The sequence below is a fragment of the Micromonospora sp. NPDC005305 genome, assembly GCF_040607315.1.
Classification (GTDB): domain Bacteria; phylum Actinomycetota; class Actinomycetes; order Mycobacteriales; family Micromonosporaceae; genus Micromonospora.
Map to the genome: position 1 here is coordinate 76,704 of NZ_JBEXGL010000009.1, position 13,718 is coordinate 90,421.

The window sequence follows — 13,718 nt, forward strand, 5'->3', positions numbered from 1 at the left end:
GCGTCCGGCGGGATGAAACAAGTTTCAGAAGCCAGCCACTCCAGCGGCCGTCACCCCTTCTACCGGCTGTTTCCGCCTCACTGTTGAAGGAGACCGCCGGGTTGTGGGAGTGGCATTGAAACAAGTTTCAGGCTTGTAACGCATTGACCCCCGGCCAAGTCTTTGGTGTCGTGAACGTCGGACCACAAACGATTTCAGGTCCGCGCCGCACCGCCTTGAGGAGAGAACATGGCGCCACCACTCACGGATCCCGCCATCACCCGACGTGGACTCTTCGGCCTGGGCGCGGCCGCCACCGCCGCCACCACCCTCGCCGGCGTGACTCCGCCGGCCCGGGCGGCGGAGCCCGGCGGACCCGGACCGGCCCGTGACGCCGCCGCCGAACTCCTGCGGCAGTGGCGGGAGGCCCCCGGCTGTCATCCGCTGCTCCCGGACGTCACCGCCGCCGGCTACCGGCTCGGCCGGCGACCGCCGCGGCCCGCGGTCGCCACGAAGGTCACCGACTTCGGTGCCCGTCCGAACGGGACGGACTGCACGGCGGCGTTCAACGCCGCGGTACGGCAGGCAGGGGAGCAGGGCGGGGGCGTGGTGCTGGTGCCCCCGGGGACCTGGACGCTCTCCGGGCCGGTGTGGATGCACTGGTCGGGGGTGGTGCTCAGGGGAACCGGCCGGGACGCCACGGTGCTGCACTTCACGCGCACCCTCGACGACGGCTACCGGCCGAACCGCCAGTCCAACGGCAACAGCCGCTGGTCCTGGACCGGCGGGCAGATCTGGTTCGTCGCGCCCGAGCGGCGCGCCCGCTCGGAGGCCGAGGACTACGCGGGCACCGAGGGATGGCTGCTCGGTGACGTGCTCGCCGAGGTCGGCGCGGCGTCCCGCGGCCAGCGAACCCTGGTGATCTCCGGCACCGACCGGCTGACGCCCGGCGACATGGTCGTGCTGGAGTGCCAGAACCCGCCGGACGCGAGCCTGCTGCAGCACCTCGCCGGCGACGTACCCGGCACCCGCGACTACGACTGGCCGCGCTCGGCGCCCCAGCTCGTCACCGGATCCGGCGGGCAGTACGTGCAGTACGCGACCCTGCAGTGGCCGGTGCGGGTGGCGGCGGTGCTCGGCGAGCGTGTCGTCCGGCTGGCGCAGCCGCTCAAGTACGACCTCCGGCCCGGCTGGCCGGCGCGGCTGCGCGCGATCGGGCCGACCGTGAGCGACGCCGGCGTCGAGAACCTCACGATCCGCAACGAGCTCGTGCCGCAGACCGCGCACAATCGGCATCCGGGTTCCAACGGTGTGTGTTTCCAGGCGGTGCACGACTGCTGGGCCCGCGACGTCCGCGTGGAGAACTGCGACCTCGGTTTCGGGCTCACCACTGCCAAGTCGGTGACCATCACCGGGGTCGCCGTCGGCGGGCGGGCCGCCCACCACAGCTTCGCCTGCCGCATGCAGTCCACGGACAACCTCGTCGAGGACTTCGAGATCGAGCGGTTCACCGTTCCCGTCGCCTCCGGGGCGATCCACCACGGCCTCAACGTCGAAGGCCTCTCGGCCGGCAATGTGTATCGCGGCGGGCGCATGGCGGAGGGGACGTTCGACACCCACCGGGCGCTCCCGTTCGAGAACGTCCGGACGAACATCACGCTGGAGAACAACGGGCGGGTGGGCGGATCAGCCGCGTCGGGCCCCCTCTTCGGCGCGCGGATGGCGCACTGGAACGTCCAGATCACCAACAGCCGCCCGTACGCGATCACCATCGCCGACGTGGCGCCGCGCAGCGCGACGGTCGGCGTGCAGGGCGTCGAGGACACCAGCAGCGGCCTGGCCCGCGACTTCTCCGGCGACCTGGAGTCGCTGCTCGCCGACCACGGATCGGCCCCGTCCGTCGAGGACCTCTACCTCGCCCAGCGCGGACGGCATTAGCTTCCGCCACCTGCCTGAGGAGGACCGAGATGCGGGACGTAACAGGTCGAGGGCCGGCGAGCCCCGGCTCCGGTGGCCACCGGCTGCGCCGGTGCCTCGTCGTGAGCGCCGCGGTCGCGGCGCTGGTGCCGTACCCCGGTAGCGCAGCCGTCGTCGGCGACGCCGCACCGGCGACCACCGAACTGACCATCACCGCCAGGTTAGACGAGCACAGCGCCCGGCTGTCCGACGACTTCCAGGGGTTCTCCGTGGAGTCGGCGGACTTCGCGCACGGCTTCCTGACCAGGGAGCGGATGGCCGAACGGCTGCGCACGCTGGGCCCCGGTGTGCTCCGGTTGGGCGGCTACTCGATGGACCTGGTCTGGCCGGCCTTCGGGAAGTGGGCCGACGTTCCGGCCCCGCCGGAGGCGATCGGCGGCACCGTCGACCAGGCCGACCTCGACCACCTCAAGCAGCTCCTGGACGCCTCCGGCTGGAAGGTCACCCTCGGCGCCCCGCTGAAGACGGTCGTCGACCCGTCGAAGATCAAAAACCCGCTGCGGGACCCGTCGCCGGACGTGAGCCTCGAACAGGTGGTCGCCGAGGTGAAGGCGGCGCACGACACCCTGGGCGATGACCTGCTGGCCGTCGAGCTCGGCAATGAGTACGACAACGTCACCACCCTGACCGGCGGAGAGATGTGGGAGACGGCCAAGCGCTACCAGGCCGCCATCAGCACCGGGGTGCCGCACGCTCGGCTGAAGATAGCCGGGCCCTCGCCCAGCGGCGCGAAGAGCAGCACCAGGGAGGACGAGTTCGTGACCGCCGCGCTGGCCGACGGCTCCGTCAAGCCGCAGCAGGTGCTCGCCGAGCTGTCCTCGCACTGGTATCCGTGGAGCCACTGCAGCGGCCGGACCATGACCATCCAGCAGCTGATGTCCGCGGAGACGCACCTCAACACCCGGGCCAAGCTGGCCGGCATGCGGACGGTCAGCGCGCGGCTGCACGGCACCGTCCCGTCCACGATCAACGAATCGAACAGCGCCTCGTGCAGCGGGATGCCGGGAGTCAGCAATTCGTACGCCACGGCGCTGTGGTCGCTGGACTACCTGCTGCAGGGCGCGCAGAGCGGCGTCGACCGGGTGCAGTTCCACACCAACACCGCCGCCGTCTGCGGCGACTTCAAACCGCGTGAGTCCGCCGACTATCCGATTTCGTACCGCTACTACGGCGCGTTCTGCGCGGCCGATCCGGCAGCGCTGGATGCCGGGCAGCTCTCCGCCAACGCCCTCTACTACGGGATCTGGGCGTTCCGCCAGGTGCCCACCGGCAAATTCGTCGACCTGGACCTGCCCGACACCGCCCTCGACCGGATTCGCGCGTACGCCGTCCTGGGCCGCGACGGAAGCCTCACCGTCGTCCTCATCAACGTCCAGGATCCCGCCGCCGCCGACAGCACCGGCGACACGGTCGCGCTGAACCTGCCCGCGGCCTACCGCACCGCGCGAGCCGTGACCCTGCGAAGCACCGCACCCGGCGGGCTCGCGTCCCTCGACGCCGGCCGCATCACCCTCGGCGACCAGCAGATCTCACCCGCCGGCACCGCCACGGGCACCCCACGCCCGGGCACGGTGCCGGTCGACCAGCGGTCGGCGGCGGTCACCGTCGCGCCCGGCACCGCGCAACTCGTCACCTTCTCGCACTGACCGGTCAGACGCCCCCGACCATCCACGACGACGGGAGCCGCACCATGCGGAGTCAAGTGCCGGACCCGGTCCACCCGCCCCGGGGCCTGAGCCGGCGCACCCTGCTCGGCGGCCTCGGGCTCACCGCCGCCGCGACGATGGCCGGGGCTCGGAGCGGCCGCGCGGCGGCGGCCGCCCCCGACGGCGGCCCGCTGAGTGTGGTGGTGTCGACGGCCCCGGCCGGCCGCGGAATGCCCCTCGTCGGCTACAACACCGGTCATTTCATGCCCGGCAGCAACACCAGCGCCTGGCTGGCGTACTCCCGCGTCAATGCGGTCCGCTTCTTCGCGTCCTTCGAGGACTGGTGTCCCGACGAGGCCTTCGACCCGGGCGCCGGGATCTCCGACATCGATGCGTTCGACGTGGCGAAGGACGAACTGCGCCGCAGCCCCGAGCAGAACCGCTTCCTCGACTGGGCACTGCTGCGCGAGGTGTTCGAGCACCACGTCTACTCGAGCACCAACTTCTACCGGCTCAACCACCAGCTCGCCGAGCTCAAGCGGCTCGGCATCACCCCGATCATCGAGGCCGCGCAGCTGCGCTGGAACAGCCCGTGGTCGGGGCTGTGGCAGCAGTGGCAGAAGCACTACGCGCTCACCTACCACCTGGCCCGGGACTACGACGTGGAGCGCTTCAACTTCGTCAACGAGCCCGACCACCCCAGCGCCGCCAAGGACATCGTCGACCAGCAGATCTACATCCGCGGGCTGCAGATCGCGTCGGACGCCGTGCGATGCGCGATCGCCGACGTCAACCAGCGCTACGGCAAGCGCCTGCGGCCCCTCGTCCACGCGCCAGTCGTCACCCACGTGTCCAGTTCACGCGGGAACGATCACATGGACGCCGACCCCGACGCCGATGCCCGCGACGACCGGTACGGCTGGGGCGAGATCTCGCTGCGGAACCTGCGCACCGACTACCACGGCACCCAGGTGGACTACGACATCTTCCACGTGTTCGACACCCACCAGTACAACAAGACGGCGGACGTCTACGCGTACGAGTTCGCGATGATGCGGCAGCGGATGCGGGAATACACCCCGACCGGCGCGGAGCTGCCCATCGTCTACTCCGAGTTCAACCGCCGCAACACCAGCGCGTTCGAGACCAGCGGAGACGATCTCGACACCCCGTTGATCTACTGCGACCTGGCCCGGATCTGGGGCGAGGCGGTCACCGCTCAGGCCGAGGGCATGATCGTGTTCAAGTTCCAGGACACCATGCGCGCCAACGGCATCCCGTACGGCACCGGCTGTTACCACGTCGAGCACAGCGGCGTCTACGACATCCATGGCTCCACGAAAGCCGCCGAGGTGAACCGCCTCTTCGCGAAGGGCTTCGCCGGCCAGCAGCGCCGGCTGCTGCACGCCGTCACCGGGGACGGCCGGACGATCCCGGTCAGCCGCGACCAGCGGACCCGCTGCCACCACCTCTGGCTGCCCCGTGCCAGTGGCAGCCCCGCGGGTTCCGTCTCGCTGGACCTCGGCGGGCTGGGCCTCGGCGGGGGCGAGGTCGTCGTCGAGGAGGTGAGCCCGACGTACAGCGGAGGCATCACGACGGTCGTCCCGCTGCCCGCCGACGGCAGGATCACGCTGACCCAACCCGCCGAGGCCGTCTGGCTGGTCACCGTGGCCGACCCCGGCGAGTCACGCTCGATCGAGGCCTATGCCGACGCCTCGGTGAGCCAGGCCGCCCAGCCCTCCGGCGGCGCCCAGCAGAGCCTCGCCATCGCCCTCGACCCAGGCGGCGCCTCGGCCGTGAGCTACCTCGCCTTCGATCTCGGCGGCGGGCCCGCGGCGCGCCGGGCCGTACTCGAGATGCACGGCAACAGCACGGACGGGGCGCCGCTGACCGTCATGGCGTACGTCATGACGGAAACGTCCTGGACCGGGCGCGACCTGACCTGGGAGTCAGCGCCGTACCTCGACCCGGGCGCGGTCCGGCCCACCTCGGTGGGCGACCGGCTCCACCCGGCCGGTCAGCTCACGGCGACCGGTGCCACCGGTCCCGTCCGGCTCGACGTCACCGATGCGCTGCGCCGCGCTCGCGGCCGTTCCCTCGGGTTCCTGCTGATCCGGGAGCGGAAGCGGGGCGAGGACACCGCCGACGACGGTCGGCGCCTCGAGCTCTCGGGATGTGCCGCGCCCGCGCCGGACCTGCGCCCCCGACTGCGTCTGTACCGCTGACGCCACCAACCGTCCACCACTGCGAGGAGAACCATGAAAACCTACGGCATTGCCGCTCCGGGTCGCGGCGCCCGCGCCGCCACCCCTATCCCCGTACGGCGAAGCTTCCTGCGCCGGTCGCTGGCCGCCGGAGTGCTGGCGACCGGTCTCGTGGCGGCCGGCGGCCTACCCGCGACCGCTGACGACTCCGCCGCGACGACGGACCTCACGCTCACGGCCACCGTCGACGGACGCAACGCGGTGCTGGGTGCGGACTTCCAGGGCTTCTCGGTCGAGTCCGCGGACTTCGCGCACGGCTACCTGACTCGGGAAAGGATGGCGGAGCGGCTGCGGACGCTCGGTCCGCACGGTGTGATCCGGCTCGGCGGCTACTCCATGGACCTGGTGTGGCCCGCCTTCGGCACGTGGACCGACGCGCCGGCCCCGCCCGAGGCGATCGGCGGCACGGTCGACCAGAGCGACCTGGACCACCTCAAGGAGTTGCTGGACGCCACGGGCTGGAAGGTGACCCTCGGCGCGCCGCTCAAGAAGATCATCGACCCCTCCAAAATCAAGAACCCGACCCGGGACCCGTCGCCCGACGTCAGCCTGGAGCAGGTGGTCGCCGAGGTGACGGCCGCGTACCGGACCCTGGGCGACGATCTGCTGGGGGTGGAACTGGGCAACGAGTACGACAACGTCACCACTCTGACCGACGCGGAGATGTGGGAGACGGCGAAGCAGTACCGGGCCGCCATCGACGAGGCGCTGCCGCACGCCAACCTGAAGATCGTCGGGCCGTCGGCCAACACCGCGAAGACCAACACCCACCTGGAGGGATTCGTCTCCGCCGCACTGGCCGACAAATCCACCCAGCCGCGGCAGGTGCTGTCTGAGCTGTCTTCGCACTGGTACCCGTGGAGCCACTGCGGCTCCTCGGTGATGACAATCGGCCAGCTGATGTCCCCGCTCACCTACACGAACACCCGCAGCAAGCTGGCCGGCATCATGGCCGTCGACGACCAGCTCCACGGCACGATCCCGATGACCCTCAACGAGTCGAACAGTGCCTCGTGCAGCGGGATGCCGGCGGCGAGCAACTCGTACGCCACGGCGCTCTGGTCGCTGGACTACCTCCTGCAGGCGGCGCAGAGCGGCGTCGACCGGTTGCAGTTCCACACCAACACCACCGGCGTCTGCGGCGACTTCAAGGCGCGTGACTCCGCCGAGTACCCCATCTCCTACCGCTACTACGGTGCGTTCTGCGCCGCGGACCAGGCGGCACTCGACGCGAACGAGCTGTCGGCGAACCCGCTCTACTACGGCATCTGGGCGTTCCGGCAGGTCCCGCAGGGCCGGTTCGTCGACCTCGATCTCGCCGATGAGCACCTGGACAAGCTCCGTGCGTACGCGGTCAAGGGAAAGGCTGGCACGCTGACCGTGGTGCTCATCAACGTCCAGGACCCGGCTCATGCGGACAGCACGCAGGACGCGGTGACGCTGAACCTGCCCTCGGCGTACGGCACCGGAAGCCAGGTGACCCTGCGCAGTGCGGCGCCGGAGGGCCTGGCCTCGCTGGACGCCGCGCAGATCTCCCTCGGGGGACGGACCGTGTCGCCCGCGGGAGTCGCCACCGGCGCGCCGCAGTCCAGCGCCGTTGCGGTCGATCACCGGTCGGCGACGGTGACCGTCGCGCCGGGCACCGCGCAGATCGTCACCTTCTCGCACTGAGCAACGGGACCTGTACCGCGATCCCTCGGCCGGTCCCGCTGCGGCGGGACCGGCCGACCCAGGTCAACCCCGTTGTCGGCGACATCCACGTCCAGGACCTCACCGTCCGGTCGGCCGGTCGTGCCCTCAACCTGCGCGGTTACCCCGACGCGCACATCGAGACGGTGACCCTCACCGACGTCGACTTCGGCACCACGAGCCGGGCTGATGTGGTGGAGAATGTCGACAACCCCGGTGCTGCGCAACGTGGTGGAGAACGCGGTGCCGCTCGACCTGGCCTCGGCGTGACGGCCGCCGCCGCTCGACGCCGGGCCGGGGTCGAGCGGCGGGTCAGGCGCTGGTCAGCAGGCCGCCGGCCGCCCGGACCTGGTCGACCGCCCGGTGCAGCGCCGCCACGATCCGTTCCTCGGTGTCGGCCCCGAGCCTGGCCACCGGCACGGAAAGGCTGATCGCGTCGATGGCGGGGGACCGCAGGGGTACGGCCATCGCGACGCAGACGATGCCCTCGGTGCTCTCCTCGCGGTCCGCCGCGTAGCCCCGCTGCCGGATGCCGGCCAGCGCGGCGTGCAGCGCGTCCGGCGTGGTGACCGTGTGCCGGGTCAGGGCGGGCAGCGGCCAGCTCAGCAACTCGTCGACCTCCTCGTCGCCGCGCTCGGCCAGCAGCACCTTGCCGAGTGCCGTGGCGTGGGCCGGCAACTGCCGGCCGATGGCGCTGTACAGCCGCAGGGGATGTACGGACTCGCGCTTGGCGAGGTAGACGACGTGTGGCCCGTCGAGGCGCCCCAGGTGGACGGTCTCGCCGAACTGCCGGGAGAGGTCGTCGAGCACCCTGCCGAGCACGCCCATGGCGTCGTCCGCGGTGAGGTACGCGGCGCCGACCTGCAGCGCGCGGATGCCGAGCCCGAACCGGGTGCCGGTCAGGTCGCTCTCCACCCAGCCGCGCTGGGCCAGCGTGCGGAGGATGCCGTGCAGGCTGCTCTTAGGGATGTCGAGGGCGCGGGCCAGGTCGACGAGGGAGCGCCGGTGCGGCGAGGCGGCGAGCGCTTCGAGCACCTCCAGCGTCCGGCCGGCGGACTTCACCGGGAGGAACCCGTCGGGCGAGGTCATGGCGGCCACTCTAGCGGGGTTGACAGGGCGATGGACGTCGATAGGGTCAAGTATGTGACTAGCGTTCGCCATTCTGAACAGTCCGATCCGGAGGCCGGTGGCGTGGTTGCGGCCGTCGGAGCCGGTCGGATCCTGCCCGTGGTCGTGCTCGACGCCGCCCGCGACGCCGCCCCGTTGGCAGCGGCGCTCGTCAACGGGGGCCTGCACAGCGTCGAGGTCACCTTCCGCACCGACGCCGCGGCCGAGGCGATCCGGAACATGTCGGAGCGGCCCGACCTGCTCGTCGGCGCCGGAACCGTGGTGACCCCGGCCCAGGTCGACAGGGCGGTCGAGGCCGGTGCGCGGTTCGTCGTCAGCCCCGGCTTCGGCCCGGCCGTCGTCCGGCACTGCCAGCAGCTCGGGATACCGGTCTTTCCCGGCGTCACCAGCCCCACCGAGATCATGATGGCGCTCGACGCCGGCCTCGACAGCGTCAAGTTCTTCCCCGCCGAACAGCTTGGCGGCCTGGGGATGATCAAGGCGCTGGCCGCGCCGTTCCGCTCCGTGCGGTTCATCCCGACCGGCGGGGTGAACACCGACAACCTCGCCGCCTACCTGGCCCACCCGGCGGTCCTGGCGGTCGGAGGCACCTGGATGGTCGCCCCGGAGCTGATCACTGCCGGACGCTGGGACGAGGTCACCCGGCGTACGTCGGCCGCGGTGGCGGCCGCCCGGACCGGACCGGAGGCGTGAGATGCTGCGGATTCGACCCGCCGACGACTGTCGGTACGACATGGTCTCGCTCGGCGAGATCATGCTGCGCCTCGACCCCGGCGAGGGGCGGGTGCGCACCACCCGCAGCTTTCGCACGTGGGAGGGCGGCGGCGAATACAACGTCGCCCGCGGCCTGCGCCGCTGCTTCGGCCTCCGCGCCGCCGTGGTCACCGCCTTCGCCGACAACGAGGTGGGCCGCCTGCTCGAAGACCTGGTCCTCCAGGGTGGCGTGGACACCTCGTTCATCACCTGGATGCCGTACGACGGAACCGGCCGCACCGTGCGCAACGGCCTCAACTTCACCGAGCGCGGTTTCGGCGTACGCGGGGCCGTCGGCACCTCTGACCGTGGGCACACCGCCGCGAGCCAGCTGCGTCCCGAGGACGTCGACTGGGACCACCTGTTCGGCACGCTGGGGGTGCGCTGGCTGCACACCGGCGGCATCTACGCCGCCCTGTCCACCACCACCCCCGACACCATCGAGGCGGCGATGCGGTCCGCCCGCCGGCACGGCACCGTCATCTCCTACGACCTGAACTACCGGCCCAGCCTCTGGCAGGCCATCGGCGGGCAGCCGCGGGCGCGGGAGGTCAACCGCCGGTTCGCCCGCTACGTCGACGTGATGATCGGCAACGAGGAGGACTTCACCGCGTCGCTGGGCTTCGAGGTGCCCGACACCGACGGGTCGCTGTCCCACCTCGAGGTGGCCAACTTCGAGCGGATGATCCAGGCGGTCACCAAGGAGTACGACAACTTCGCGGTCGTGGCCACCACTCTGCGTACGGTCCGCAGCGCCACGGTCAACGACTGGGGCGCGATCGCCTGGTCAGCCGAAAGCGGCTTCGTCGAGGCCACCCACCGGGCCGGCCTGGATATCCTCGACCGGGTCGGCGGCGGCGACAGCTTCGCCTCCGGACTGATCTACGGACTGCTCAAGACCGGCGACCTGGCCACCGCGGTGGAATATGGCGCGGCGCACGGAGCCCTGGCCATGACCACCCCCGGCGACACCTCGATGGCGAGCCTGAAGGAAGTCGAGTCGCTCGTCCTCGGCAGGGGCGCTCGCGTGCAGCGGTAGTGCCCTCGGTGCCACCGTGGCCGCAACTCGGCCCGCTGCCGGGCGGCCCGGCGGATGTGGGACCACCAGGAGGTCAGCCTGCGGCGTTGAGCCAAAGTCGCCAGCTCGTGCGGGTGGTCCGTTGCTCTCGGTGCGTGCCGGAGGACGAGCTGCGCTCGGAGCCGGACCAAGGGGTCGTCGAGGTGGCCGACCAGGCAGGCATACGTTCTGTCCGCGCGCCGCCGTCAGCCGTAGTACTCGACCAGGCAGAACTCGTGGTCCTCGGGGTCGGCCATGACGACGACCACGCCCTCCTCGTAGTCGTGCCGTTCACCGGTGAACCGGCCACCGAGATCGACGACAGCCGTCATGGCCTCGTCGATGTCCGCGACGGTGATGTCGAGGTGAATCCGCACCTTGCCGGTCTGCGGCTCGGCCACGGGCTGGAACACCAGCCGCGGCTGCGGGTCACCGCGCTCGCCGAGGTAGACCCAGCCCTCCTGGGACGGGCCGGGCTCGCGACCGAGCAGGGCGCTCCAGAACCGGGCCACCCGTTCCGGGTCGAGACAGTCGATCGTGACACCGGACCAGACGTTCGCCATCCGCCGATCCTGACTCATCCAAGCGGGGAAGATCGAGGCCCCCACAGAAGTGGATCTCTGCCGTAGGGTGCGCTGATGCGTCGCCACGTACCACTGACCCTGCTTCTCGCACCGCTGCTCGTCACCGCGTGCACCACCGATCCGGCCGCCCCGGCCGCCGGCTCCTCCGCCCCCACGACCACACCCAGCCCCACCGCCCCCGCCGTGGACTACACCGCCTGGCAGGCCGGGCGCTCGACCCCGGTGGCCGACAAGGTCTACCCGGCCCGGGGCACCGACGCGCTGGACGTCCTGCACTACGACCTGGCGCTGGACTGGGCGCCGGCGACCCGGACCCTCACGGGCACGGCCACCCTGCGGATCCGCCCGACCAAGGACGCTCCCGCCCTCGTCCTCGACTTCATGCCCTACCAGGTCGACGGGGTGACGCTGGACGACACGACGGTCACCGGCACCGTCGCCAGGGAGAAGCTGACCGTGATCGCTCCGGTGGTCGCCGACAAGCCGGTGACGCTGGTGGTCAAGTACCACGGCAAGCCGAAGACGACGCCCATGCCGTCGCACCGCAAGGACGTGGAGGACCTGGGCCTCACCGTCACCAAGGAGGGCGGCCTCTGGACGATGCAGGAGCCGTTCGGGGCCTTCACCTGGTACCCGGCGAACGACCAGCCGTCCGACGAAGCCCTCTACGACATCCGGGTGACCGTCCCGGCGGGCTGGTCCGCCATCGCCAACGGCACCCCGGCGGGGCAGTCCGGCACCACGTTCACCTACCGCAGCACCGACCCGGTCGCCACGTACCTGACCACCCTGGCGGTCGGGAAATACCAGAAGCTGACCGCCAAGGGGCCCCGTGGCGTCCCGCTGACCTTCTGGTACCGCAAGGGCGCCGACGACAAGCTGCTGCCGTACCTCAAGAAGTCCCCCCAGTATCTGGCCTGGCTGGAGAAGAAGTTCGGTCCCTACCCGTTCCCGTCCGGTGGCGTCGTGGTGGTGGACTCGGCGTCCGGCATGGAGACCCAGCAGATGATCACGATGGGCCGGAAGATCGAGAACACCAAGGCCCGCCGGGACCGCTGGGGAAGCGACCTGCTGCACGAGTACGCCCACCAGTGGTTCGGTGACTCCGTCACCCCGACCACCTGGACCGACCTGTGGCTGAACGAGGGCTGGGCCCAGTACGCCCAGGACCTCTACACCAAGGACACCCTGCACCTCAGCGACGCCAGCCTGGACCGGTACCTGCGCGACGCCGACGCCGCCTCGCGCAAGAAGCTCGGCCCGCCCGGCAAGCCCAACCCGAAGAACTTCGCCGAGGGCAACGTCTACCTCTGCCCCGAGGCCATGCTCCACGAGATCCACCGGAAGCTGGGTGACAAGGCGTTCTTCGCGCTGGCCCGCGCCTGGGTGCAGGACCAGCGCAACACCCAGCAGGACCGGGCCTCGTTCATCGCCTTCGTCAACAAGCAGACCGGCCGCGACTTCACCAAGCTCATCAACACCTGGCTGGACTCGAAGACCACGCCGAAGGCCATCACCGTCACCTGAGGCAAGGCGCCGCAGCGCGCCCCGGCGGTAGATGCCGGGGCGCGCCGCGGCGGTGTCCGTCGCGGCCGAACGCGTCGCTGCGCTACAGCGGCTTCGGCGCGGATGTCGACGTCACGCGGCCGCACGGCGCGGTCGCCGCCCCCGACGCCCTGTCTCCCCAGCTCGGCCTGAGCGGCTGAGACCCGAAGGTGCGCCGGTAGGCCGCCGGGCTGACGCCGACGAGTTCCTTGAACCGGTCGCGGAACGTGGTCGCCGAGGCGAAGCCCGTCGCCTGCCCCACCCGCTCGACGGGCAGCTCGCTGGTCTCCAGCAGGTGTTGCGCCCGGCGTACCCGATGGTGGGTGAGCCACCGCATCGGCGTGGTGCCGGTCTGGGCGCGGAAGCGGCGCAGCAGGGTGCGCACGCTCACGGCGGCCTCGGCGGCCATGTCGTCCAGGTCGATGTCCCGCACGGCGTTGCTGGCCAGCCACTGCAGCAGCGGCGCGAGGGAGCCGCTCGCGGCCGGTGGCTCGTAGGTGATGAACTGCGCCTGGCCGCCGGCGCGTTCCAGCGGCATCACCGAGGCGCGGGCGACGTCCGCGGCGACGGCGGCGCCGTGGTCGCGCCGGACCATGTGCAGGCACAGGTCGAGCCCGGCGGCCGCACCCGCCGAGGTCAGCACGTCGCGCTCGTCGACGTAGAGCAGGTTCGGCTCGACGGTGACGGCGGGATGTCGGCGGGCCAGCTCGGCGGCGGCAGCCCAGTGGGTGGTCGCCCGGCGGCCGTCGAGCAGGCCGGCCTCGGCCAGGACGAAGGCGCCCACGCAGATCGACGCCACCCGGGCTCCCCGCGCGGCCGCCGCCCGCAGGGCCTTGAGCAGCGGCGCCGAGGTCGGCGCGGCGACGTCCGCGAGGCCGGGCACGATCACCGTGTCCGCCTCGATGAGGGAGTCGAGACGCCAGGGCGCCCGCAGCACGAAGGAACCCGCGTCGACCTCGCGGCGCTCGGCGCACACCTTCACCTGGTAGGCCGGCGCGCCGTCGGGTAGCCGCGCCCGGCCGAACACCTCGAGCGCGGTCGCCAGGTCGAAGCCGACCACCCCGTCGAACGCCGCCACCGCCACCGTGTGCACCCG

10 protein-coding genes are annotated in these 13,718 nt (G+C 71.3%); 7 read left to right on the plus strand and 3 right to left on the minus strand.

What is annotated here, in order from left to right:
* The first annotated feature begins 228 nt into the window (after positions 1-228).
* The 4 genes from ABZS80_RS17230 to ABZS80_RS17245 are packed head-to-tail and all read left to right on the plus strand — an operon-like array spanning position 229 to position 7,537.
* Positions 229-1,917 (plus strand): glycosyl hydrolase family 28-related protein, encoded by a 1,689-nt coding sequence (locus ABZS80_RS17230; RefSeq protein WP_355056852.1) that lies wholly within the window; start codon positions 229-231, stop codon positions 1,915-1,917.
* 29 nt (positions 1,918-1,946) lie between these two features.
* Positions 1,947-3,602, plus strand: a complete 1,656-nt coding sequence (locus ABZS80_RS17235) for a glycosyl hydrolase family 79 C-terminal domain-containing protein (protein ID WP_355056854.1) — start codon at positions 1,947-1,949, stop codon at positions 3,600-3,602.
* Between the two features lie 44 nt (positions 3,603-3,646).
* Entirely contained in the window at positions 3,647-5,827 is a 2,181-nt protein-coding gene (locus ABZS80_RS17240) for a DNRLRE domain-containing protein (RefSeq protein WP_355056855.1), read from the plus strand.
* Positions 5,828-5,860: 33 nt separating this feature from the next.
* Complete coding sequence (locus tag ABZS80_RS17245; protein ID WP_355056857.1) at positions 5,861-7,537, plus strand: hypothetical protein; 1,677 nt, start codon at positions 5,861-5,863, stop codon at positions 7,535-7,537.
* Between the two features lie 330 nt (positions 7,538-7,867).
* Here the strand turns inward: ABZS80_RS17245 and ABZS80_RS17250 are convergent, their stop codons facing one another.
* On the minus strand, positions 7,868-8,644 hold the full coding sequence (locus tag ABZS80_RS17250; RefSeq protein WP_355056859.1) for an IclR family transcriptional regulator: 777 nt from the start codon (positions 8,642-8,644) through the stop codon (positions 7,868-7,870).
* A 102-nt stretch (positions 8,645-8,746) separates the two neighbouring features.
* On the opposite strand from ABZS80_RS17250, the gene eda reads away from it, so the two are divergent.
* A complete protein-coding gene (gene eda, locus ABZS80_RS17255) occupies positions 8,747-9,376 on the plus strand; it encodes a bifunctional 4-hydroxy-2-oxoglutarate aldolase/2-dehydro-3-deoxy-phosphogluconate aldolase (RefSeq protein ID WP_355056861.1) in 630 nt (209 codons plus the stop codon).
* Position 9,377: 1 nt separating this feature from the next.
* Entirely contained in the window at positions 9,378-10,475 is a 1,098-nt protein-coding gene (locus ABZS80_RS17260) for a sugar kinase (RefSeq protein ID WP_355056863.1), read from the plus strand.
* A gap of 224 nt (positions 10,476-10,699) precedes the next feature.
* Here ABZS80_RS17260 and ABZS80_RS17265 read toward each other — a convergent pair whose 3' ends face one another.
* Positions 10,700-11,056, minus strand: a complete 357-nt coding sequence (locus ABZS80_RS17265; protein ID WP_151462237.1) for a VOC family protein — start codon at positions 11,054-11,056, stop codon at positions 10,700-10,702.
* Positions 11,057-11,131: 75 nt separating this feature from the next.
* Between ABZS80_RS17265 and ABZS80_RS17270 the strand changes: the two genes are divergently transcribed.
* The gene (locus ABZS80_RS17270; RefSeq protein WP_355056865.1) at positions 11,132-12,604 is read left to right on the plus strand and encodes a M1 family metallopeptidase; all 1,473 of its coding nucleotides are present in this window, start codon (positions 11,132-11,134) and stop codon (positions 12,602-12,604) included.
* Between the two features lie 82 nt (positions 12,605-12,686).
* Here the strand turns inward: ABZS80_RS17270 and ABZS80_RS17275 are convergent, their stop codons facing one another.
* Positions 12,687-13,715: a helix-turn-helix domain-containing protein gene (locus tag ABZS80_RS17275; protein WP_355056867.1), complete on the minus strand. Its 1,029-nt coding sequence runs from the start codon at positions 13,713-13,715 to the stop codon at positions 12,687-12,689.
* Positions 13,716-13,718: the final 3 nt, after the last annotated feature.